The following is a 20,567-nucleotide window of genomic DNA, read 5'->3' as shown; positions in this document are numbered from 1 at the left end:
GCGGGGTCGGTCCCTCGGCGCGGGGTCGGTCCCTCGGCACGGTGTCGGTCCCTCGGCGCGGGGTCGCGGCATCCGTCACCGTCGTCCCGTGCGAAAACACCAGTCCGCAACGACGACACGCCGATGACGGATGCCGCACCCCGGCGTGTCGCGTCACCGACCGGTGTTTTCGCATCGGCCTCAGCCTCGGCACCGGTCTCGGGCTCGGCCTCGGGCGAGGGGCCGCGAGCGACGAGCACGAGGGCCCCGCGGCGGGCCGGGACGGATCGGCGACCGCGCCGGGTTCAGCCGGCCGGGTCGGCGGCCGGGTCGGCGGGCGGGAGGAGCGGCCGCAGGCGTTCGCTCAGCACGCTCGTGAGGTCGGCGCTGATCTCGGCGGTCAGGTGATGCGAGTCGCGATACACCAGCGTGTTGCCGATGATCGGGGGGCACCACTCCTCATCGCACAGGTACTCGTTGAGGTCGATGAGCGGGATGCCGCGGTCCGCTGTCGCCGACACCTGGGCCTCGCGCGCAGCACCCTCGAGAGCAACGTCGCGCGGCTGCCCGCACGCCTCGGCCTGCGACAGGTTCGCCGACAGGCACGGCGCCGGATCCTCGCGCATGTCGGGGGTGTCCGCGAGCACCGCCACCGGCACGTCCACCGCGTCGAGGGTGCGGCCGAGCGCGGCGTCCCACATGTCGGGCGAGTCCTCGACGTCGGGGGCGAGCTCCGCGTCTGAGAAGCTCGCGAGCAGCACGAGCACCGGCTGCGACTCGTCGACCCGCTCGATCACGGCGTCGCGCCACTGCGGGCACTGCGGGTACGGGCTCCCCTGGCGCAGCGTCTCGATGTCGGCGGCCGGGCATGAGCTCTTGGTGTGCACCTCGACGGCGTACCCGGCCGAGGTCGCGAAGGCCTCGACTGCGGGGAACCAGTGCGCCGCGTGCGAGTCGCCGAAGAGCACGATGCGCGGGGCCTCGGGGTCGCCGTAGACGCAGCCGTCGGCATCCGTCACGCCCGTGCCGCGGTTGCAGCCGTCGTCGTAGATCTCGGGAAGGCTCCCACGCGCCTCGCGCAGCTCGGGAGCGAGGTTCGCCGGCACGAAGCCGGTGCCGCGCGGTGATTCGGTGACGACGGTCTCGGGTGCCGCGCGCTCGACGTTGAGCTCCCGCGTGTCGGCCAGGGCGAACGCCCCGGTCGCCACCGCCAGGCACGCGACCGAGCCCGCGGCCGCCCCGGTGAGGGTGAAACGCGCCCGCGCCCGCGTGAGCACCGGCGCCTTGCGCACGGGGTCTTCGACGTATCGGTACAGCAGCCACGCCACCGGCACGCACGCGACCGCGACGAGCAGCGTCGCCCACAACGGCAGGCGCCCCGGCATCCCGGCCTCCGGCAGCACGAGCGCCGGCCAGTGCACGAGGTACAGCGAGTACGAGATCAGCCCGAGGAACGTCATCGCGCGCAGCGAGAGCATCCGGGTGGGGCCGCCGCGGGTCTCCCCCGCAGCGATCACGGCGGCCGTGCCCAGCACCGGAAGCGCGGCGGCCGCGCCGGGGAAGAGCGTCTCGGACGAGAAGAAGACGACGGATGCCGCGACCGCCGCGATCCCGGCCCACCCCAGCATCGGGGCGAGGCGCTCCGGTATCGCGCGCGCCCGGTGCTGCAGCACCACCGCGACGAGGCCGCCGACGCCCAGCTCCCACGCACGCGACGGCAGCGAGAAGAAGGCCCACGGCTGCGACTGGAACGTCAGCCACACGCACAGCGCGAACGAGGTCGCCACCACCGTCGCCAGGACGACGACCACGGCGCGCCGCGTGCGCGCCAGCGCCCACGCGAGGGCGAGCAGCGCCGGCCAGAGCAGGTAGAACTGCTCCTCGACGCCGAGCGACCAGTAGTGCTGGAACAGCGACGGGGTCGAGGCCTCGGCGAGATAGTCCGCGTCGGCCGCGGCGAAGAAGTAGTTCGGCACGTACAGCGCGGTCGCGACGGCGCCCGCCCACACGTCGCGCATGAGCAGCGGCGGGTACCAGATGAGCGCGGCGATCACTGAGAGCACCAGCACCGCGAACGCGGCGGGAAGGATGCGGCGGGCTCGACGCGCGTAGAACTCGCCGAACCGCAGTCTTCCGTGGCGCTCGAGCTGATCGAGCAGGTGTGTCGTGATGAGGAAGCCCGAGATCACGAAGAAGACGTCGACGCCGACATACCCGCCCGGGAGGAACGGCAGTCCCGCATGGTAGAGCAGCACCGCGCCGACTGCGATCGCACGCAGCCCCTGGATGTCGGCACGAAAGCCCGTCGTCCGGTCGGCTTGCGCGCGGGCTCGGTCTACCACGGACGGAAGTCTAGGAGGCCACGGTGAACTGCGGCATGCCCTTGACTCCGGCGGCAGAACCACCCTGTTTTGCGGCGGGCGCGAGTGGATCCGCGCTGCGATCAGGCCTCCCGGACCGCGACGACGACCTTGCCGAGCGCCCGGCCTTCGCCATGCCACGCCAGGGCTTCAGGGACCTCGTCGAGCGCGAACACGCGGTCGATCCGCACCTCGATCTCTCCGCTCGCACATCGCTGCGCGACCTGCTCGAACTGCCTCGGGCCCTGGCGCACGAAGAGCACGCCGAGGCGCGCACCGGTCAGCAGACCGAGCAGCGGGCCGACCGTCGTCATCCGCAGCAGCGCCCGCGCGGTGCCGCCCACCACGACGCACCTCCCGCCTCGGGCGAGCGCACGCCGGTACGCGAAGATCGAGCGATGCGCCACGAGGTCGACGATGAGGTCGTACCGGCCGGTGCGGGTGAAGTCATCGCTCCGGTAGTCGATGGCCTCCTCGGCTCCGAGCGTCCGGAGGTAGTCGAGCTTGCGTTCGTTGTCGACCGCCGTGACGTGCACGCCCTCCGCCACGGCGAGCTGGATGGCGAGCGAGCCCGAGCCTCCGCCCGCGCCGTTGATCAGCATCCGTGATCCCGGCGCGGCGAGTGCGACCGCCTGCGCGGCGATCGCGCCCGCCTGGGGAAGGGCGGATGCCTCGACGAACGACAGCCGCGCAGGCTTCGGCGCCAGCGCCGACTCGGGCATGACGGCGAACTCCGCGAAGCCCCCGTTGCCGTGCGACAGGTTGTCGCCGAACACGGCGTCGCCCGCACCGAACCGCGTCGCACCGTCGCCGACCGCGGCGACCCGGCCGGCGATGTCGGACCCGAGGATGGTGTGGCGCGGGCGGCGCATACCGCCGACGCGGGCGTACGCGGGAGTGCCGCGGAGGTTCTCCCAGTCCGACAGGTTGATCGACGTCGCCACGACCTCGACGAGCACCTCACCCGGCCCCGGCACCGGCGTCGGCACCTCGCGCATCTCGAGCACGTCGGTCCCGCCGTACTCCTCGTACACCACAGCTCGCACGGCATCACCCTACGCAAGCCCCGGTTCGCTCGGGCGAGGCCCCGAGGCGCCCCCGGCTAGAGTCGAAGGGTCGCGCCGCGTGCCGCGGCATCCTTCCCTTCCACCGCCGGACCACCGGCGTGCAACGGCGCGCACCCACGACGACCGCACTGAGGAGCATGGTGACCACTGCAGACACCGCCGGCCGCTACCGCATCGAGCCCACCGTGCTGCAGGCCCTGCGATCGCCGCGCCTGCTCACCCGCGAGGTGCTCGCAGGACTCGTCGTCGCCATCGCGCTCATCCCCGAGGCGATCGCGTTCTCGATCATCGCCGGCGTCGACCCGCGCGTCGGGCTGTTCTCGTCGTTCGTGATGGCCGTCGTCATCGCGTTCACGGGCGGCCGCCCCGCCATGATCACCGCGGCGACCGGCGCGGTCGCCCTCGTCATCGCGCCCGTCGCTCGCGAGTACGGACTCGACTACTTCATCGCGACCGTGCTGCTGGCCGGCGTCATCCAGATCGTGCTCGCGGTGCTCGGCGTGGCGAAGCTCATGCGCTTCATCCCGCGCTCGGTGATGGTGGGGTTCGTGAACGCGCTGGCGATCCTCATCTTCGCCTCGCAGGTGCCGCAGCTGATCGGCGTGCCGTGGGCGGTGTACCCCCTGGTGGCCGTGGGGCTGGCGATCCTCTTCCTGTGGCCGAAGCTGACCCGCGCGGTGCCCGCGCCCCTCATCGCGATCGTGCTGCTCACCGGCGCGGTCGTCGTGTTCGGAATCTCGGTGCCGACCGTGGGCGACCAGGGTGAGCTGCCGCGCAGCCTGCCGGAGCTGTTCATCCCGAACGTCCCCTTCACGTGGGAGACGCTGCAGATCATCGCGCCGTTCGCGCTCGCGGTCGCCGTCGTCGGGCTGCTCGAGTCGCTCATGACCGCGAAGCTGGTCGACGACATCACCGACACCCATTCCCGCAAGACCCGCGAGGCGTGGGGGCAGGGCGTTGCGAACATCGCCTCGGGACTTTTCGGGGGCATGGGCGGCTGCGCGATGATCGGCCAGACGATGATCAACGTCAAAGCGTCCGGCGCCCGCACGCGCATCTCGACATTCCTCGCCGGGGTGTTCCTGCTGATCCTCGTCGTCGTGCTGGGCGACATCGTCGCGATCATCCCGATGGCGGCGCTCGTGGCCGTCATGATCCTGGTCTCGGTGGCGACGTTCGACTGGCACAGCATCCGTCCGTCGACATTGAAGCGGATGCCCTTGAGCGAGACCGTCGTGATGCTCATCACCGTCGCCGCCACCGTGTGGACCCACAACCTGGCCATCGGCGTGACCCTCGGCGTGCTCGCGGCGATGGTGCTGTTCGCTCGGCGGGTCGCGCACTTCACCACCGTCACCCGCACGGTCGACGGCGAGGTCGCGCGCTACCGCGTCGACGGCGAGCTGTTCTTCGCGTCGAGCAACGACCTCACAACCCAGTTCGAGTATGCGGCCGACCCCTCACGCGTTGTCATCGACCTCTCGCGCACGCACGTGTGGGATGCCTCGACGGTCGCCGCGCTCGACGCGATCGTCACGAAGTACGAGCAGCGCGGCACGAGCGTCGAGCTCGAGGGCATGACCGACGCCGCCGCCGAGTTCCACGGGCGGCTGAGCGGCGGGCTCGGCTCGGCCGGCTAGGACGTCAGTCCGGTTCACGAACTCAAAGCGCGCTCACAGGTTCGCGGGACCAAATGGGACGAGGCATCCGTTCTCTTGTATGACGCCGCAGCCAGCGACGTCGCCCGAGGAGGAACCACGTGAATCCCACCGACTACCGCAAGACCCCCGAGGCGCTCAGCCGCCTCACCGACGCGCAGTACCGCGTCACCCAGGAGGACGGCACCGAGCCCGCCTTCCGCAACGAGTACTGGAACACTCACGACCCCGGCATCTATGTCGACGTCGTCTCGGGGCAGCCCCTGTTCTCGTCAGCCGACAAGTACGACAGCGGCACCGGATGGCCGAGCTTCACCAAGCCCATCGATCCGGCTGCCGTGACGACGAAGAAGGACTGGAAGCTGATCCTCCCGCGCACCGAGGTGCGGTCATCGGGCGCCGACAGCCATCTGGGCCATGTCTTCCCCGACGGGCCACGGGATGCCGGAGGCCTGAGATACTGCATGAATTCGGCCGCGCTGCGCTTCGTGCCCGCCGCCTCGCTCGAGGCCGAGGGCTACGGCGAGTACCGGCACCGTTTCGACGAGCTCAACGACCGCGACGACACCCAGAACCAGGAGCACACCTCATGACCAGCGGACCCTTCGACACGGGTGAGATCACCCGCACCCCCGGCACCGAGACGGCCGTCCTCGCCGGCGGCTGCTTCTGGGGCATGGAAGACCTCATCCGCCGTCAGCCCGGCGTCCTGTCGACGCGCGTGGGCTACACCGGCGGCGAGAACGCCCACGCGACCTACCGCAAGCACCCGGGTCACGCCGAGGCGGTCGAGATCGTGTTCGACCCGACCCAGACGTCGTACCGCGACATCCTGGCGTTCTTCTTCCAGATCCACGACCCGTCGACCCTGAACCGGCAGGGCAACGACATCGGCTCCAGCTACCGCTCCGCGATCTTCCCGCTCACCCCCGAGCAGGAGCAGGTCGCACGCGACACCATCGCCGACGTCGACGCGTCGGGCCTGTGGCCGGGCGAGGCCGTCACCACGATCGAGCCCGCGGGTCCGTTCTGGGAGGCCGAGCCCGAGCATCAGGACTACCTGATCAAGTATCCCAACGGCTACACCTGCCACTTCCCGCGTGCGGGATGGGTGCTGCCCAAGCGCGCCGACGCCACCGCGTAGGAGCGAACGGCACGGATGCCGCGACCCCGCCGGGTCGCGGCATCCGTCGTCTCATCCCCGCGCCCCGCGAGCCAGCTCGTGGAAGACGTCGAACGCCTCGTTGCGCACGCGCTCGAGGCCCTGGTCACCGCCGCGGCGGAGGTCGACGAGACCGAACTCCATGAACCAGTCGTCGGGCGTCGTCTGATCGAACCGGTACAGCCAGTCGACCATGGTGAAGAACGGGAACCAGGTGTACCCGACGATGTCTCGCCCCTCCGCACGCATCGCCCCCAGTTCGGCCGCGGAGTCGCGCAGCCACGCGATCTTCTCCGCCGGAGTGCCGACCAGCGACGTCTCGGTGACGATGATGGGCGCGTCGTACCGGTCGGCATAGGCCTCCAGCAGGGCGCGCAGACCGCGGGTACCCGCGTCCACCGGCGTCCACACGCCGTCGTCGACCTGCCCCGTCGAGAAGTGGGGGTAGTAGTTCACGCCGACGACGTCAGGGGTGACGGCGTTCTCACGGAACCACTCCAGGTCCGCGTCGGTCACGCCGTGCTCCTCGAGGTACGGCCGGATCGGCGACTCCCCGCCGACACGGCCCGTGATGAGGTCGAGGGCGACGAACCGCCGTTCCTCGAGAAGGTCGCGCGGCAGCGGAGACGTGTCGCCGTCGAACAGGAATCCGGCGTCCACGTGCACGAAGGTCGCGCCGGGATGCACGGCCGCGATCTCCTGCTGCGTGCGCACCATGCCGCGTGCGAGCTGCAGCACCATCTTGACGAAGCCGTCCTGCCCGGTGAGGTAGGGAGGCCACGAGCCGTTCTGTCCGCACCACTCGGCATTCACGACGGGCTCGTTCAGCGGCGTGTAGTCCGTCCACACGTCCCGGTACCGCTCCGCCACGGCACGGCCGTACGAGGCGACGCGCTCGGGGTACGACGCGTTCAGGAACGAGTTCTCCAGCCACAACGGCGTGCCGTAGTGCATGAGGTCGACGACGCAGCGGATGCCGAGCTCGCGCATTCTCGCGGCGACCTGGTCGGTCCACGACCAGTCGAACTCGCCCGGTCGCGGCTCGACCAGGTACCACGGCACACCCCACCGCAGGAACTCCGCGCCGCTCTCGGCGACCAGTTCGAGGTCCTCGCGCCATCTCGCGTAGTGCTGGGTCAGCTCGTACTCGTCGAGCTTGCGATGCCCGGGCTTCTCCTGCGGGATGAAGGTGTCTTCGATGCCGACGCCGTAGAGGAGGCGGTCGTCACGGTACCAGGGGGTGTCGCTCACGCGGCATCCTTTCTCGTTCGGTGGAGGTTCACAGGCGTGCGGGTGGTCACTTCAGGCCGGTCGTCGCGATGCCCGCGACGAAGCTGCGCTGGATCAGCAGGAAGAAGATCACGACGGGCAGCAGCGCCAGCAGCGATCCCGCCATCAGCAGCCCGTACTCGACGACGTGCTGTCCCATGAACAGCGCGAGACCGGCGGGCAGCGTCGACGACTCGACCGACGACGACATGACGAGGGGCCACAGCAGGTCGTTCCAGTTGTACTGGAAGTGGAACAGGCCCAGCGTCAGCAGCGCCGGCCGCGCGAGCGGCATGATGATGCCCCAGTAGATCCGCCACTCCGACGCGCCGTCGACGCGCGCGGCCTCCTCGAGGTCCTTCGGGAGCGAGAGGAAGAACTGCGTCAGGAAGAAGATGCCGAACGCGTTCGTCATGCGCGGGATGATCATGCCGGGCAGCGTGTTCGTCAGCCCCATGCCGTTGAGCATGTCGTACAGCGGGATGAGCGTCACCTGGAACGGCAGCATCAGGAGCAGCAGGATGCCGACGAACACGAATCCGCGACCGCGGAACGGGATGCGGGCCAGCGCATAAGCCGCCATCGAGTCGAACAGCAGCGAGATGAGCGTCACGCCGCCGGCGAAGATGATCGTGTTGACGTACAGCTGCGCGAACGGGATGCGCTCCCACACGGCCACGAAGTGATCGAGGGTGAGTTCGCGCGGCCACAGCGTCGGCGGGTACGTCACGATGTCGGCTTCGGGCTTGAACGCGGTGAAGACCATCCAGATGATCGGCAGCAGCATCAGGAGACCCACGAGGATCGACGTGATCGCGAGCAGCCACGTGGCTGCGCGCGACGTGCTCGATCCGCGACGACGCGTGATCGTCGGGTCGGCGATCGCGGTCTCCGAGGTCGGAAGCGTGGTCACGGCCATCAGTAGGTCACCTGCTTACGGCGGAGATATCCGAACTGGATCATGGACAGGACGAAGACGAAGATGAGCAGCACGAACGAGATCGCCGATGCGTATCCGAAGCGCAGCTCCTGGAATCCTTCGCGGTAGATCAGCATCACGAGCGTCTCGGTGCGGAAGAACGGCCCTCCGCGCGTCATCACGTAGATCTGATCGAATGCCTGCAGGGTCGCGATCAGAGCGAGCACCGAGACGAGAAGCGTCTGGTTCGAAAGCAGCGGGAGGGTGATCCTCCGGAATCGCTGCCACGCGCCGGCACCGTCGAGCCGCGCGGCCTCATACATGTCCACCGGGATCGACTGGAGTCCGGCGAGGTAGATCACCATGTAGAACCCGACGTTCTTCCAGACGCCGACGATCATGACAGCCGCCATCGCGTACCGCGGATCGCTGAGCCAGCCCTGCTCGGGCACGATGCCGATGAAGCCCAGCCAGTACGACAGCAGGCCGATGTTCGGGTCGAGCAGGAACGCCCACGCGATCGCGATGATGCCGAGCGAGACGATGAACGGGAGGAAGATCGCGGTGCGGGAGAACGCCCGGCCCGCGAACCGCTGGTTGAGCATGACCGCGAACACGAGCGCGAGGATCACCGTGACGGGCGTCACCACGAGCGCGTACACGATCGTGTTGCCGAAGGCGTTCCAGAAGGCGCCGTCCTGCAGCAGCTCGATGTAGTTGTCGAGGCCGATCCACTCGGCCGCGCGGATGAGGTTGTACTCGGTGAACGAGAGGTACACCGCCTGCGCCATCGGGTACAGCGTGAACGCCGCGAGGATGATGATCGCAGGGGAGAGGAACAGCCACGCGGTGCGGGCGCGGCGGCCCTCGGCGCTGATGCGCCTCCGGCGCGGTTCGGGTGCCCGCTCGGCGGGCGGCGCCGGCGGGGCGACGGTCGTCGTCATGGGGAGCCTTCCGGAGGCGGGCGGCATCGCCGCCGCCCGCCTCTTCGTGGGGTTTACTTGTCGAGTTCGGCCTGCACCTGTGCAGAGGCGTCCGTGAAGATCTCCTGCACGGTGCCCTCGCCGTTCAGCGCTCGCTGCACCGAGGGATTGAAGATCGTCTCGATGATCGGGCCGCCGGCCGCGATGCCCGGCAGCAGCACGCGGGAGCTCTCGGCGACGTCCGGTGCGCCGAAGATCGCCGGGTAGGGGCTCTCGGTGATCTGGTCGGCGACGTCCGGCCGCGTGGGCGGGAAGCCCGATCCGTTGGCCCACGTGATCTGCCCCTCGGGCGAGTTCCAGTACGCGAAGAACTCGTACGCGGCCTGCTTCACTTCGTCGCTCGCGTTGGACGGGATGCCCATCGACACGACGTCCGCCAGGATGGCGTCACTCGAGGGGCCCGCGAACGGCTTGGCCAGACCGAAGTCGATCCCCGACTCCTCGAACCCCGTCGTCATCCAGGGGCCGACGATCTCGATCGCCGCCTTGCCGGTCTGGAACAGCTTGTCGGCGTCCGCGCCGGAGAGCCCGACGGGGCTCGCCTGCTGGTTGCGGACCAGATCGATCCAGAATTCGAGAGCCTCGAGCGACTCGGGGCTGTCGAGTTCCGAGGTCGTGCCATCGTCCGAGACGATCGCGCCGTCCGTGCCCCACAGCAGGGACGGGAAGATCGGCACCGTCTCGTGGTCTGCCAACGCGATCGCGTACTGCTCCGGCTTGCCGTCCCCGTTCTCGTCGACGGTCAGCTGGGGCACGATCGCGGCGAACTCGTCCCACGTGGTCGGCGGGGCCTCGGGATCGAGGCCCGCGGCCGTGAACAGCGCCTTGTTGTAGTACATCATCATGGGCGCGTAGTTCACCGGGACGCCGTAGTTGGCACCGTCGTAGATCGACGCCTCGACGGCCGCCGGAGTGATGGCATCCGTCTCATTCGCGGCATCCTCGTAGAAGTCGTCGACGGGCATGAACAGCCCTTCGTCCGCGAACTGCGGGATGCGCGACGCCGACATCGCGATGATGTCGGGGCCGCTGTTGCTCGCGACCGAGGTGAGCACCTTCTGGTACAAGGTGTCCCACGGCATGATGTTCGCCTTCACCTCGATCTCGTCCTGCGAGGCGTTGAAGTCGTCGATCACCTGCTCGAGTGCTGGGCCGTCGGGCCCGGTGAAGCCGTTCCAGAAGTCCAGAACGATCTTTCCGTCGGACGTGTTCTCATCGCCGCCGCCGGAACCCTGCCCGGCGCACCCGCTCAGGGCGAGGGCGAATGCTGACACTGCTGCGGTCGCGACGGCGACCCGTCGTGACCGGCCGCGCGAGATGCCGTGCTGTGTGTTCATCGGTCAATTTCCCCTTCGAGTACCGTTCAACGTTGAACGAACGGATCGAGAACTGTTATACATGACCGGTAATCGTTGAACAAGACTCGATGCTGTGCCAATGTGATCGACGCGACGACGCAGAAGGGATGGGGGACGGATGCCTCGCACAACACTCAAGGACGTCGCCGCACACGTCGGCGTGTCGGCCAAGACCGTTTCCAACGTCGTCAACGGCACGGGATGGGTCACCGAGGATCTCGCCGCCCGGGTCCGCGCGGCGCTCGTCGAACTCGGCTATCGCCCGAACACGGCGGCGCGCCAGTTGCGAAGCGGCCGCAGCGGCATGATCGCGCTCGCCCTGCCGGAACTCAGCCAGCCGTACTTCGCGGAACTGGCCGCGGAGCTGGTCCGGGCGGCGCAGGAGCGCTCCATCACGGTGCTCGTCAATCAGACCGACGGGCGCGCCGAATCCGAGCGACGGATCAGTGACGGCCTCGACGCCCCCGCGGTCGACGGGCTCATCCTGAGCCCGCTGGCGCTGGGAGCGAAGGATCTCGAGGGCCGGCTCGACACGACGCCGCTGGTGCTGCTGGGCGAGCACATCGGCGCGAGCACGTTCCCTCACGTGACGGTCGACAACACCGCTGCGGCGAAGGCGGCCACCGAGCACCTCCTCTCGCTCGGACGCCGCAGGATCGCGGCGATCGGCGTCCAGGACTCCGGTCCGAACGAGACGTCCGAGCTGCGCCTCGCCGGCTACCGCGAGGCGCTGCACGAGGCGGGAATCGACGTCGACGAACGGCTGATCCTGCCGGTGGACGAGTTCCACCGTGCCGATGGTGCGGCGGCCGCCCGGGCGATCCTCGACTCCGGGCTCGAACCCGACGGGGTGTTCGCGTTCAACGACCTCCTCGCCCTCGGCGCGCTCCACGTCTTCGTCACGGCAGGCGTCTCGGTTCCCGACGACCTCGCGATCATCGGCTTCGACGACATCGAGGAGTCGCGATACAGCACTCCGGCGCTGACGTCGGTGTCACCGGACACCGCTGCGCTCGCGCGCACGGCCATCGACCTGCTGTTCGAATCGCCCGGCAAGCCGGGCATCCACACCGTCGGGTTCACCATCGCGCACCGCGCGAGCACGAAAGGACCGATCGAATGACCGACTCCGCCGGACTGGATGCGACCGCGCTCGACGGATCGTACCCACGCCCGCAACTCGTGCGCCCCTCGTGGTGCGACCTGTCGGGCGAATGGGACTTCGCGCGCGACGACGATCTCACCGCGCGTGTCGGCGACGTCCGGTTCGACCGCACCATCATCGTTCCGTTCCCGCCCGAGTCGCCGGCATCCGGCATCCACGAGACGGGTTTCACACCGTGCGTGTGGTACCGCCGCCGAGTCGGCAGGCGGGAGCTCCTCGCCGCCGGACTCGGAGAAGAGGCGTCCCGGGTGCTCCTCCACTTCGGCGCTGTCGACCACACCGCGACCGTGTGGGTGAACGAGCGCCTCGTGGCCACCCACACCGGCGGGCAGTCGCCGTTCACGGCCGACATCACCGATGCCGTCGACGTCGACGGCGACAACGTCATCGTGGTGCGCGCCGTCGATCTGCCGGCGGACGTGTCGGTGCTGCGGGGCAAGCAGGACTGGCTCGAGGAGCCGCACTCGATCTGGTATCACCGCACGACGGGCATCTGGCAGCCCGTGTGGCTCGAGTGCGTCCCGGCCACCTCGATCGGCGCGATCTCGCTGCGCTCCGACCTCCCCAATGCGAGCATCGACGTCGAGGTGCAGCTCGCCGGTCCCACTCCGCCTGCCGACGCGTGGGTGCGGGTCGCCGTCTCGCACGAAGGGCAGACGATCGCGGAAGGCCGGGTGCGCACGCTCGGCCGCGACACGGCGAGCGTGCGGCTCGTCATCCCGCACCAGCTCAACGGCCAGCAGTACGAAGAGCTGCTGTGGACACCCGGCCGTCCGACCCTCCTGCCGGCATCGGTCGCACTCGAGACGGCGGACGGATCCGAGATCGACCGCGTCTCGAGCTACGTCGGGCTTCGCAGCGTCGCCGTGTCGCGCGACGCCTTCCTGCTCAACGACCGGCCCACGACGGTTCGTGCGGTGCTCGCCCAGAACTACTGGCCCGAGACCCACCTCGCCGCGACCGCGGATGCGCTGCGGCGCGAGGTGGAGCTCATCCTCGAACTGGGCTTCAACACCGCACGCGTGCATCAGAAGGCCGAAGACCCTCGATTCCTGTACTGGGCCGACCGGCTCGGGCTCATGGTGTGGGCCGAGACCGCGAGCGCCTACTCGTTCGACGAACGGGCGATGACGAGCCTCGTCGAAGAGTGGACCGCGATCGTCGCGCGCGACCAGTCCCACCCGTCGATCGTCGTGTGGGTGCCGCTCAACGAGAGCTGGGGCGTACAGCACATCTCGCACGACCCTCGCCAGCAGGCGTTCAGCCGTTCGATCGCCGACCTCACGCGGGCGCTCGACGGCACCCGGCCGGTCATCTCGAACGACGGCTGGGAGCACGCGGCGTCCGACATCCTGACCATCCACGACTACGAGTCCGACCCCGCCGTCCTCGCCGCGCGGTACGGCGACGACGAGCGGCTCCGCCGGATGACCGAGGGGTTCGGGCCTGCCGGCCGCCGCCTGTCGCTCGCCGACGGAGCGGGCGAGCTCCCGGTCATGGTCACGGAGTTCGGCGGTGTGAGCCTGCGTACCGGGAACGACGCCGACTGGGGATACTCGACCGCCAACGACCCTGCCGCCTTCGAGCGCAGCGTGACGGCGATCGTCCGGGCGATCGCGACCGCCGCGCCGCTCGCCGGATTCTGCTACACGCAACTCACCGACACCGGGCAGGAGACGAACGGACTCCTCGCCGCGAGCCGGACGCCCAAAATCCCCGTCGAGCGCATCCGCGCTGCCGTGCTCGGGCGGGAGTGAACGCCCGCTACTCCCCCACCGGCTCCACGGGTTGACGGAGGATCGTCCGCAGACGCTCGGGCGCGGACCGCCGCGGGTCGGTCAGGTAGATCTCGTGATGACGGCCGGTCATGCGCAGTCCCGCGTCGGGGAGGAACCGGTGGTGCATCTCCTCGAGCACAGGCGCCTCGTCGTCGTACGAGCCGACGTGCAGGGTCTGGACGCACCGGCCCTCGGCGAGCTCCTCGAACCGGAGCGCCGCGACGGCGGGCGATCCCCCCTTCTCGCTCACGGCCTCCCGCGCCCGCTCGACATGCGAGGGCTCGATCCAGTCGGGGACGAGGCTCATCATCGTCCAGCTCCACCGCGACTTGTCGCGCTGCGTCGTGAACGACGCCATGTCGTCCGACCACCACAGCCCCTCGAGCGGCATCACCACGTAGTCCCGGCCGAGGTCGACCTTGCTGAGGAACTTCAGCTTGTACGCGACGCCGAAGATCGCCGAGACCGCGTCTCGGTAGAGCTCTGACGTGTTGGGGTCGCCGTGACCGTCGACCATCAGATACCGCAGCGGCGGCACCTCGACGATCTCGAACGATCCGCGCGGCGCGGTGTAGGCGGCGATCTGCTTCTTCAGGTCGACTTTCATTGCTCGGTCTCCACGATCTGCGACTCGTCGGGGTGCCCGCCGGCGCGGTTGTCCAGGCGGGCGTGCTACAGTGACGATGCCCCATCGGGCTTTTCGTCGACCTCCTGCCTCAACGAGGATACGCAGAGCTTCCGACACCACCGCCACCTGCGGTCACACCATCCACTTCCCCGCGCCGCACACGACATCGCCTGCAGCGCATCCTCATAAGGCACTCTTGATTCTCTCTTCCGCCGCCGCACCTCGGCAGGCGCTCGGCTGGCGACAGGCCGACGACGACGTGTTCGTCGCGACCCTCGCCGGCGAGTACGCCGGATTCGTCGCGGTCACGTCCCACGGCTTCGAGGCGCACAGCGCCCACGGCGCCCACCTCGGCGACTACGCCACCCGCGACCTCGCATCGACCGCGGTGGCGGCATCCGTCGCCTCGCTCGCCCCCGCACCCGCGCACCACATGCGCCTCACACGTCCGCTCCGCACACTTCGGAGCGGCACCCACGGCCGTTCACACGGCCCACGAAGAAAAAGGAAAGACACGATGGCCACTGGCACCGTGAAATGGTTCAACTCCGAGAAGGGCTACGGCTTCATCGCCCCCGATGACGGCACCGCCGACCTCTTCGCGCACTTCAGCGCGATCTCGGGCGACGGGTTCAAGGAGCTCCGCGAGGACCAGAAGGTCGAGTTCGACACCGAGCGCGGCCCCAAGGGTCTGCAGGCGGCGAACATCCGCCCCCTCTGATCTCCCACAGTCAGCCGGGGGTGCCGAAAGGCGCCCCCGGCTGACTGATGTCTGGGAGTCCGGTCGTATACCGCCTGCGTCATACCGGTGCGCGTAGCCTGGCAGAAGCGATGGGCAACCGCCTCTGGCTCAACGGCCACAGCGGTCACGATCGAAACCGGGTGCTCCCATCTCTGCCACCGCCCTCGAGTCGCGTCTCGGTCCCATTCGACAGACCTACGCCGGCACCGACGAGTTCCCGCCCCTCACCCGCGCCTACACCGACATCGCCCAGGTCGTGCGCGAGACCGGCCTCATGCGCCGCGCGCCGTGGTTCTACGGCATGGTCGCCACAGCCATCGCCCTCGGCTTCGGCGGGGCCATCACGGGCTTCATCCTGCTGGGCGACTCCTGGTTCCAGCTCCTCATCGCAGCGGCGCTGGGCATCCTCTTCACGCAGGTCGCGTTCCTGGCGCACGAGGCCGGGCACCGGCAGATCCTCTCGTCCGGCCCCGCGAACGACCGGCTCGCCCGCATCCTCGCCGGCGGCATCGTCGGCATCAGCTTCTCGTGGTGGACCACCAAGCACACGCGCCACCACGGCAACCCCAACCGCGTCGGCAAGGATCCCGACATCGAGGTCGACACGGTCTCATTCCTCGAGACGGATGCCGCGGAGGCACGTGGTCTGCGACGGTTCATCACGCGCCGCCAGGGGTGGCTGTTCTTCCCGCTCCTGACTCTCGAGGGCGTGAACCTGCACTTCCTCGCGATCCGCCACCTCTTCGGACCCGACGGGGCGAAGGACCGCTACACCGAGCTGGGCCTGCTGGCGCTGCGGTTCGCCGTGGTGTGGACCCCGGTGTTCGTGTTCCTGCCGCTCGGCATGGCGTTCGCGTTCCTCGCCGTCCAGCTCGCGGTCTTCGGCGTGTACATGGGAGCCTCGTTCGCCCCCAACCACAAGGGCATGCCGGTGATCGCCAAGGACGCGAAGCTCGACTTCTTCAGCAAGCAGGTGCGCACCTCGCGCAACGTCTCGGGCGGCTGGTGGGCGACGAGCCTCATGGGCGGCCTCAACTACCAGATCGAGCACCACCTCTTCCCGAGCATGGCGCGCCCTCAGCTCGCGAAGGCACGCGCCATCGTCATCGACCACTGCCGCGCGCTCGGCGTCCCGTACACCGAGACGACGCTGCTGCAGTCCTACGGCATCGTGATCGCCTACCTCAACCGCGTCGGCCTCGCTGCCCGCGACCCGTTCGACTGCCCCACCGGCGCGACGCTGCGCAGGGCGTGACCCGACCGGCGGTGTGACCGCCGCGGCACCGTCCGATCAGGGCTACTCCGCACTCTCGGCGGTGCGGGACTGGCCGCCCGACGACGACTCCGACTTGCGCCCGCCCGCCTCGAGCACGTCGCCGGCGGGGAGCTCCTGGTGGCCGCCGAACTGCAGTCGCATCGCCGAGAGCACCTGGTTGGCGAACTGGTCCTCGCCGCGCGAGGCGAATCGCTCGAACAGGGATGCCGCCAGCACCGGCGCCGGGACGCCCGTGTCGACCGCGGCCTTGACCGTCCAGCGACCTTCGCCCGAGTCCGAGACGCGGCCGGCGAGCCCGTCCAGCGTGGGGTTCTGGTGCAGAGCCGCCGCGGTCAGGTCGAGGAGCCACGACGAGATCACGGATCCGCGCCGCCACAGCTCGGCGACCTTCGGGGTGTCGATCGTGAACTGGTAGAACTCCGGCTCCTCGAGCGGCGCGACCTCGGCCGAGTGCTCGGCCTCCACGACGCCCGCATCGGCGTGCTCGAGGATGTTGAGCCCCTCGGCGAGCGCGGCCATCACGCCGTACTCGATGCCGTTGTGGACCATCTTGACGAAGTGCCCGGCGCCGGACGGGCCGCAGTGCAGGTATCCGAGCTCCTCGGGCGCGAGATCGCCCGAGCGTCCCGGGGTGCGTGACGCCTCGCCGCTCCCGGGGGAGATGGTCGTGAGGATCGGCTCGAGGCGCCGGAACGCCTCGTCGGGTCCGCCGACCATGAGGCAGTACCCGCGCTCGAGCCCGAACACGCCGCCGCTCGTGCCGACGTCGACGTAGTGGATGCCGGTGCCCGCGAGCGCCGCGGCACGCCGCACGTCGTCTCGGTAGTTCGAGTTGCCGCCGTCGATGATGATGTCGCCCGGCTGGAGCAGCGGCGTCAGCTCGTCCACGACGGTGCCGGTGAGGCCCGCCGGGATCATCAGCCAGATCGCCCGCGGAGCCTCGAGCTTCGAGACGAGGTCGGCCAGGCTGCCGGCGCCGACCGCGCCTTCCGCGGCGAGGGCCGACACGGCATCCGCGTTCACGTCGAAGACGACGCATTCGTGGTCGTCCCGCATCAGGCGCCGGACGATGTTGCCGCCCATCCGGCCGAGGCCCACCATTCCCAGCTGCATCCTCGCTCCTTCGTTCGTCGGCGATCCTAAGAATTGATGATCGTGCTGAACGCCAGCACGATGATGAGCGCGTTCAGGAAGAAGCTCATCGTCGTGTGCCACACCACCGTCCACCGCATGCGCGTCGTCATCACCTGCACATCCGACACCGAGAACGTCGTGGCATTCGTGAACGAGAAGTACACGAAGTCCGCGAGGCGCGGACTCTCGGTGCCGGGGAACCGCAGCGGCGGGACGCTCGAGCGACGGTAGCGGCGGTCGTAGATGCGCGCGAAGCCCCAGTGGAACAGCGCCCACGACAGCAGCATCGCGGCGATCGCCACCGGCTCGACCCACCCCGCCCACTCGGGGTCGTGCCGCAGCAGCAGCATCGTCGTGGCGGCGACCACCCCCACGATGCTCGTGACGAAGGTCGCGATCGTCGTGACCGCGGCCACCGCGGGACTCCGGTCGAGGTCGTCCATCCGCGTCGGCGGGCGGCCGGCCGGCCGGCGCACCGCGATGCTCATGGCGATCACCGACGCGATCCAGTACACCGCGGCGACCACGCACCACAGCGCGAGGAGGGCGACCATCAGCGTGCCGTCGTCTTCTTCGTCGTCCTCGACGAAGATGAGGGACAGCCCCAGCCAGATCATCGCGAGCTGCACGAGCAGATCCGCGATCCGCACGATGACCGCTCCGACCACGTGCACCCCCTCGAGAGTTCGTCCGTCGATTGCCACCGTATCGGGTGCCGCCCGGTTCGCGGGCCGCGGCGGATGCGGCATCCCCCGCGATCGCGGGATCAGCTGCGCGGACCCCGGCGCCCGCCCAGGCCGGCGAACAGCGCGTGCAGCAGCGGAATCACCGACAGCGCCATGAGCACGGTGCCGAACATCGGCTCGTCGGGCCGGAGCACGGCACCGGCGACGAGCAGTCCCGCGAAGAGGACGGCCGACACCACGCGCCGGCCGAGCCGCTCGAGCACCCGCAGGCGCGCATCGACGCGCGGCGCCTCGACCGACACGCGCCCCTCCTCAATGCGCGTGGCCAGGTCGTCGAGCCGGCGCGGCAGCCGCGCGAGCACGCCGGCGGTCGACACCGCCTCGCGCGCGACGGCCTGCGTCAGGTTGCCGCGCTCGTCGCGGAGGAGCTGACCGGCATACGGCTCGACCGCGTTCCAGATGTTGAACTGGGGGTCCAGCGAACTGCACATGCCGGAGGTCAGCGAGATCGCCCGCACGATGAGCAGGAAGTTCTCGGGCAGCTGGAACGGCAGCGAGCGCACGACGTCGCCGAACTCCACCGCGAAGTCGCGGAACTCGCGCGGGTCGACCTGCTGCAGCTCGGCGAATCCCATGCCGCCGAATCGCGCGAACAGCGCGGTCATCGCCCGCTCGAGCTCTGCGGTGTCGGCGGAGGGCAGCAGCATCCCGACATCGCGGATGCTGTCGATCATCTGGCTGCTGTTGCGCGAGGCGACCGCGATGATCAGGCGCTGCAGCCCGTGACGCAGGCCGTCGGGGACCTCGCCCATCATCCCGAAGTCGACGAACGTCAGCCGCCACGCGCGCCCGCTGCCGTCCGGCTCGATCGGCGTGACGAAGATGTTCCCCGGGTGCGGGTCGGCGTGGAAGAACCCGTCGACGAAGAGCTGGTCGAACATGACGTTCGCGAACTCCTTCGCGACGGCCGCCGGGTCGATGCCGGCCGCGCGCAGCCCGTCGACGTCGTTGATCTTGATCGCGGTCACGTCGGCGAGCGTGAGGACGCGCCGGGTCGTCCGCTCCCAGGCGATGTCGGGCGCGGCGACGCGCGCATCGCCCTCGAAACCGGCCGCGAACCGTTCGGCGTTCTGCGCCTCGTGGAGGTAGTCGATCTCCTCCCTGCTGGTGTGCGCGAACTCCTCGATGAGCTCGGGCAGGTCGACGTGGTCGCGCACGACCCTGACGCGGCTGAGCCAGCCGGCGACGCGCCGGAGCGCCGCGAGGTCGGTGTCGACGATCGCGTCGATGCCGGGGCGCTGCACCTTGACGACGACGTCCGCGAACCCGGTGTCCGCCGCGTCGGCGGGCGTGAGCCGGGCGCGGTGCGCCTGGCCGAGGGATGCCGCAGCCACCGGCACCTCGTCGACCCATTCGTACGCGCGCTCGAGGGAGACGCCGAGCTCGGCCTCGGCGAGGGCGCGGATCGCCGGGAAGTCCACCGGCGGCACCTCGTCCTGCAGCCCTTCGAGCTCCTTCGTGATCTCGGGCGGCAGCACGTCGAGCCGAGACGACATGAACTGGCCGACCTTGATCATGAGTCCGCCCAGGCTCACGGCCAGCCCGTGGAAGTGGCGGGCGATGTTGCGCAGTCGCCGCGCGCGTCCGCGTGCGGCGAGCCGGCCGAGTCCCACGTGCGGCAGGACGAGCTCGTACCACCATGCCTGCACCATGTACCGCGCGGCGAATCGCAGGATGCGGCGATACCGGGCGCGCGAACCGGTGGCGTCGGCCATCGGATTCCCCCTTGACGGCGTGCTCGCGGCGCCGACGTTCGACGGCATCCGGACGGTCAGTCCTGGGCGAGGATGGAGTAGAGCCTACGCCGGGCCTCGTCGAGCACTTCGACCGCTTGAGCCACCTGCTCGGGCGTGCCGGTGCGGCCGACCTGCGCCGCGGCCTGGGCGAGCTTCATGCCGGCCTTGGGCAGCGCGGTGCCGCGCCCGGTGTCGCGGGCGCCGAAGGACTCCCACGGCGTCGATCGCTCGGTGCTCGCCTCGGCTTCGGCGCGACCCGCCTCGGTGAGCGAGTAGGTCTTCTTGCCGCCGGACTCCTCCGCCGTGATCAGCCCTTCGTCGGCGAGCATCTGCAGCGTGGGGTAGACCGAGCCCGGGCTGGGCTTCCACGCGCCGTCGCTGCGGGCTTCGATCTCCTGGATGATCTGGTACCCGTGCATGGGCTTCTCAGCGAGGATCGCGAGCACGGCGGCGCGCACGTCACCGCGTCCGACGCGGGGCGAGAAGCGCTGCTCGAACACGTCGCGCAGCTGGTCCATCGCGTCCCACAGCCCGCCCGGGAACCCGGGACCCTGTCCACGGTGCTTCGGACCGAAGCCCTCCCCCATGAATGAACCGCTCATGACGA

At 69.6% G+C, this 20,567-nt stretch carries 18 protein-coding genes; 7 read left to right on the top strand and 11 right to left on the bottom strand.

Annotation, left to right across the window (positions count from 1 at the left end; all coding sequences use genetic code 11):
* Positions 1-284: 284 nt before the first annotated feature.
* Together IM778_RS04145 and IM778_RS04140 are read right to left on the bottom strand one after the other, a co-directional pair.
* On the bottom strand, positions 285-2,321 hold the full coding sequence (locus IM778_RS04145; protein WP_194410816.1) for an acyltransferase family protein: 2,037 nt from the start codon (positions 2,319-2,321) through the stop codon (positions 285-287).
* A 101-nt stretch (positions 2,322-2,422) separates the two neighbouring features.
* Complete coding sequence (locus IM778_RS04140; RefSeq protein ID WP_194410815.1) at positions 2,423-3,385, bottom strand: NAD(P)-dependent alcohol dehydrogenase; 963 nt, start codon at positions 3,383-3,385, stop codon at positions 2,423-2,425.
* 158 nt (positions 3,386-3,543) lie between these two features.
* Here IM778_RS04140 and IM778_RS04135 point away from each other — a divergent pair, with 158 nt between their 5' ends.
* The 3 genes from IM778_RS04135 to msrA all read left to right on the top strand — a co-directional run bounded on the left by IM778_RS04135 (position 3,544) and on the right by msrA (position 6,208).
* The gene (locus IM778_RS04135; protein ID WP_194410814.1) at positions 3,544-5,046 is read left to right on the top strand and encodes a SulP family inorganic anion transporter; all 1,503 of its coding nucleotides are present in this window, start codon (positions 3,544-3,546) and stop codon (positions 5,044-5,046) included.
* A gap of 119 nt (positions 5,047-5,165) precedes the next feature.
* Positions 5,166-5,657, top strand: a complete 492-nt coding sequence (msrB, locus tag IM778_RS04130) for a peptide-methionine (R)-S-oxide reductase MsrB (RefSeq protein WP_194410813.1) — start codon at positions 5,166-5,168, stop codon at positions 5,655-5,657.
* Positions 5,654-6,208 carry a peptide-methionine (S)-S-oxide reductase MsrA gene (gene msrA / locus IM778_RS04125; protein WP_194410812.1) on the top strand — a complete coding sequence of 185 codons (555 nt, stop codon included), beginning with the start codon at positions 5,654-5,656 and terminating at the stop codon, positions 6,206-6,208. The genes msrB and msrA overlap by 4 nt, the downstream gene beginning before the upstream one ends.
* A gap of 51 nt (positions 6,209-6,259) precedes the next feature.
* On the opposite strand, the gene IM778_RS04120 is transcribed toward msrA, so the two are convergent.
* From IM778_RS04120 to IM778_RS04105, 4 genes are read right to left on the bottom strand one after another with little or no spacing between them, the layout of a single operon-like run.
* Positions 6,260-7,477 (bottom strand): family 1 glycosylhydrolase, encoded by a 1,218-nt coding sequence (locus IM778_RS04120; protein WP_194410811.1) that lies wholly within the window; start codon positions 7,475-7,477, stop codon positions 6,260-6,262.
* A gap of 46 nt (positions 7,478-7,523) precedes the next feature.
* Positions 7,524-8,414: a carbohydrate ABC transporter permease gene (locus IM778_RS04115; RefSeq protein ID WP_194410810.1), complete on the bottom strand. Its 891-nt coding sequence runs from the start codon at positions 8,412-8,414 to the stop codon at positions 7,524-7,526.
* Positions 8,414-9,358 (bottom strand): carbohydrate ABC transporter permease, encoded by a 945-nt coding sequence (locus tag IM778_RS04110; protein ID WP_228484743.1) that lies wholly within the window; start codon positions 9,356-9,358, stop codon positions 8,414-8,416. Before IM778_RS04110 ends, IM778_RS04115 begins: the two co-directional genes overlap by 1 nt.
* Before the next feature lie 53 nt (positions 9,359-9,411).
* The gene (locus tag IM778_RS04105) at positions 9,412-10,734 is read right to left on the bottom strand and encodes an ABC transporter substrate-binding protein (protein ID WP_194410808.1); all 1,323 of its coding nucleotides are present in this window, start codon (positions 10,732-10,734) and stop codon (positions 9,412-9,414) included.
* Positions 10,735-10,873: 139 nt separating this feature from the next.
* Between IM778_RS04105 and IM778_RS04100 the strand changes: the two genes are divergently transcribed.
* Both IM778_RS04100 and IM778_RS04095 read left to right on the top strand, forming a co-directional pair.
* Positions 10,874-11,878, top strand: coding sequence for a LacI family DNA-binding transcriptional regulator (locus IM778_RS04100; protein WP_194410807.1), 1,005 nt, complete (start codon positions 10,874-10,876; stop codon positions 11,876-11,878).
* A complete protein-coding gene (locus IM778_RS04095) occupies positions 11,875-13,677 on the top strand; it encodes a glycoside hydrolase family 2 protein (protein WP_194410806.1) in 1,803 nt (600 codons plus the stop codon). The genes IM778_RS04100 and IM778_RS04095 overlap by 4 nt, the downstream gene beginning before the upstream one ends.
* A gap of 7 nt (positions 13,678-13,684) precedes the next feature.
* Here the strand turns inward: IM778_RS04095 and IM778_RS04090 are convergent, their stop codons facing one another.
* The gene (locus IM778_RS04090; protein ID WP_194410805.1) at positions 13,685-14,305 is read right to left on the bottom strand and encodes a GyrI-like domain-containing protein; all 621 of its coding nucleotides are present in this window, start codon (positions 14,303-14,305) and stop codon (positions 13,685-13,687) included.
* Positions 14,306-14,843: 538 nt separating this feature from the next.
* Between IM778_RS04090 and IM778_RS04085 the strand changes: the two genes are divergently transcribed.
* Both IM778_RS04085 and IM778_RS04080 read left to right on the top strand, forming a co-directional pair.
* On the top strand, positions 14,844-15,047 hold the full coding sequence (locus IM778_RS04085) for a cold-shock protein (RefSeq protein ID WP_127818853.1): 204 nt from the start codon (positions 14,844-14,846) through the stop codon (positions 15,045-15,047).
* Between the two features lie 277 nt (positions 15,048-15,324).
* Positions 15,325-16,323, top strand: a complete 999-nt coding sequence (locus IM778_RS04080) for a fatty acid desaturase family protein (protein WP_420488843.1) — start codon at positions 15,325-15,327, stop codon at positions 16,321-16,323.
* Between the two features lie 42 nt (positions 16,324-16,365).
* On the opposite strand, the gene gnd is transcribed toward IM778_RS04080, so the two are convergent.
* The 4 genes from gnd to IM778_RS04060 form a co-directional block, all read right to left on the bottom strand.
* The gene (gene gnd, locus IM778_RS04075) at positions 16,366-17,457 is read right to left on the bottom strand and encodes a phosphogluconate dehydrogenase (NAD(+)-dependent, decarboxylating) (RefSeq protein WP_194410804.1); all 1,092 of its coding nucleotides are present in this window, start codon (positions 17,455-17,457) and stop codon (positions 16,366-16,368) included.
* A gap of 26 nt (positions 17,458-17,483) precedes the next feature.
* The gene (locus IM778_RS04070; RefSeq protein ID WP_228484742.1) at positions 17,484-18,152 is read right to left on the bottom strand and encodes a DUF1345 domain-containing protein; all 669 of its coding nucleotides are present in this window, start codon (positions 18,150-18,152) and stop codon (positions 17,484-17,486) included.
* A 92-nt stretch (positions 18,153-18,244) separates the two neighbouring features.
* Positions 18,245-19,939, bottom strand: a complete 1,695-nt coding sequence (locus IM778_RS04065) for an ABC1 kinase family protein (protein WP_194410803.1) — start codon at positions 19,937-19,939, stop codon at positions 18,245-18,247.
* A 56-nt stretch (positions 19,940-19,995) separates the two neighbouring features.
* Complete coding sequence (locus IM778_RS04060) at positions 19,996-20,562, bottom strand: PadR family transcriptional regulator (protein ID WP_194410802.1); 567 nt, start codon at positions 20,560-20,562, stop codon at positions 19,996-19,998.
* Positions 20,563-20,567 lie beyond the last annotated feature (5 nt).

It is taken from the genome of Microbacterium cremeum (assembly GCF_015277855.1).
GTDB classification, from domain to species: domain Bacteria; phylum Actinomycetota; class Actinomycetes; order Actinomycetales; family Microbacteriaceae; genus Microbacterium; species Microbacterium cremeum.
Note: the sequence above shows the minus strand (reverse complement) of the source record. Positions and strands in the feature narration are given on the sequence as shown.

Excerpts from the sequence above, each read along its gene's own strand:
- msrA (WP_194410812.1), top strand. The coding sequence starts at position 5,654 with ATGACCAGCGGACCCTTCGACACGGGTGAGATCACCCGCACCCCCGGC.
- IM778_RS04115 (WP_194410810.1), bottom strand. The coding sequence starts at position 8,414 with ATGGCCGTGACCACGCTTCCGACCTCGGAGACCGCGATCGCCGACCCG.
- gnd (WP_194410804.1), bottom strand. The coding sequence starts at position 17,457 with ATGCAGCTGGGAATGGTGGGCCTCGGCCGGATGGGCGGCAACATCGTC.
- IM778_RS04065 (WP_194410803.1), bottom strand. The coding sequence starts at position 19,939 with ATGGCCGACGCCACCGGTTCGCGCGCCCGGTATCGCCGCATCCTGCGA.
- IM778_RS04090 (WP_194410805.1), bottom strand. The coding sequence starts at position 14,305 with ATGAAAGTCGACCTGAAGAAGCAGATCGCCGCCTACACCGCGCCGCGC.
- IM778_RS04085 (WP_127818853.1), top strand. The coding sequence starts at position 14,844 with ATGGCCACTGGCACCGTGAAATGGTTCAACTCCGAGAAGGGCTACGGC.
- IM778_RS04060 (WP_194410802.1), bottom strand. The coding sequence starts at position 20,562 with ATGAGCGGTTCATTCATGGGGGAGGGCTTCGGTCCGAAGCACCGTGGA.
- IM778_RS04105 (WP_194410808.1), bottom strand. The coding sequence starts at position 10,734 with ATGAACACACAGCACGGCATCTCGCGCGGCCGGTCACGACGGGTCGCC.
- IM778_RS04100 (WP_194410807.1), top strand. The coding sequence starts at position 10,874 with ATGCCTCGCACAACACTCAAGGACGTCGCCGCACACGTCGGCGTGTCG.
- IM778_RS04135 (WP_194410814.1), top strand. The coding sequence starts at position 3,544 with ATGGTGACCACTGCAGACACCGCCGGCCGCTACCGCATCGAGCCCACC.
- IM778_RS04110 (WP_228484743.1), bottom strand. The coding sequence starts at position 9,358 with ATGACGACGACCGTCGCCCCGCCGGCGCCGCCCGCCGAGCGGGCACCC.
- IM778_RS04095 (WP_194410806.1), top strand. The coding sequence starts at position 11,875 with ATGACCGACTCCGCCGGACTGGATGCGACCGCGCTCGACGGATCGTAC.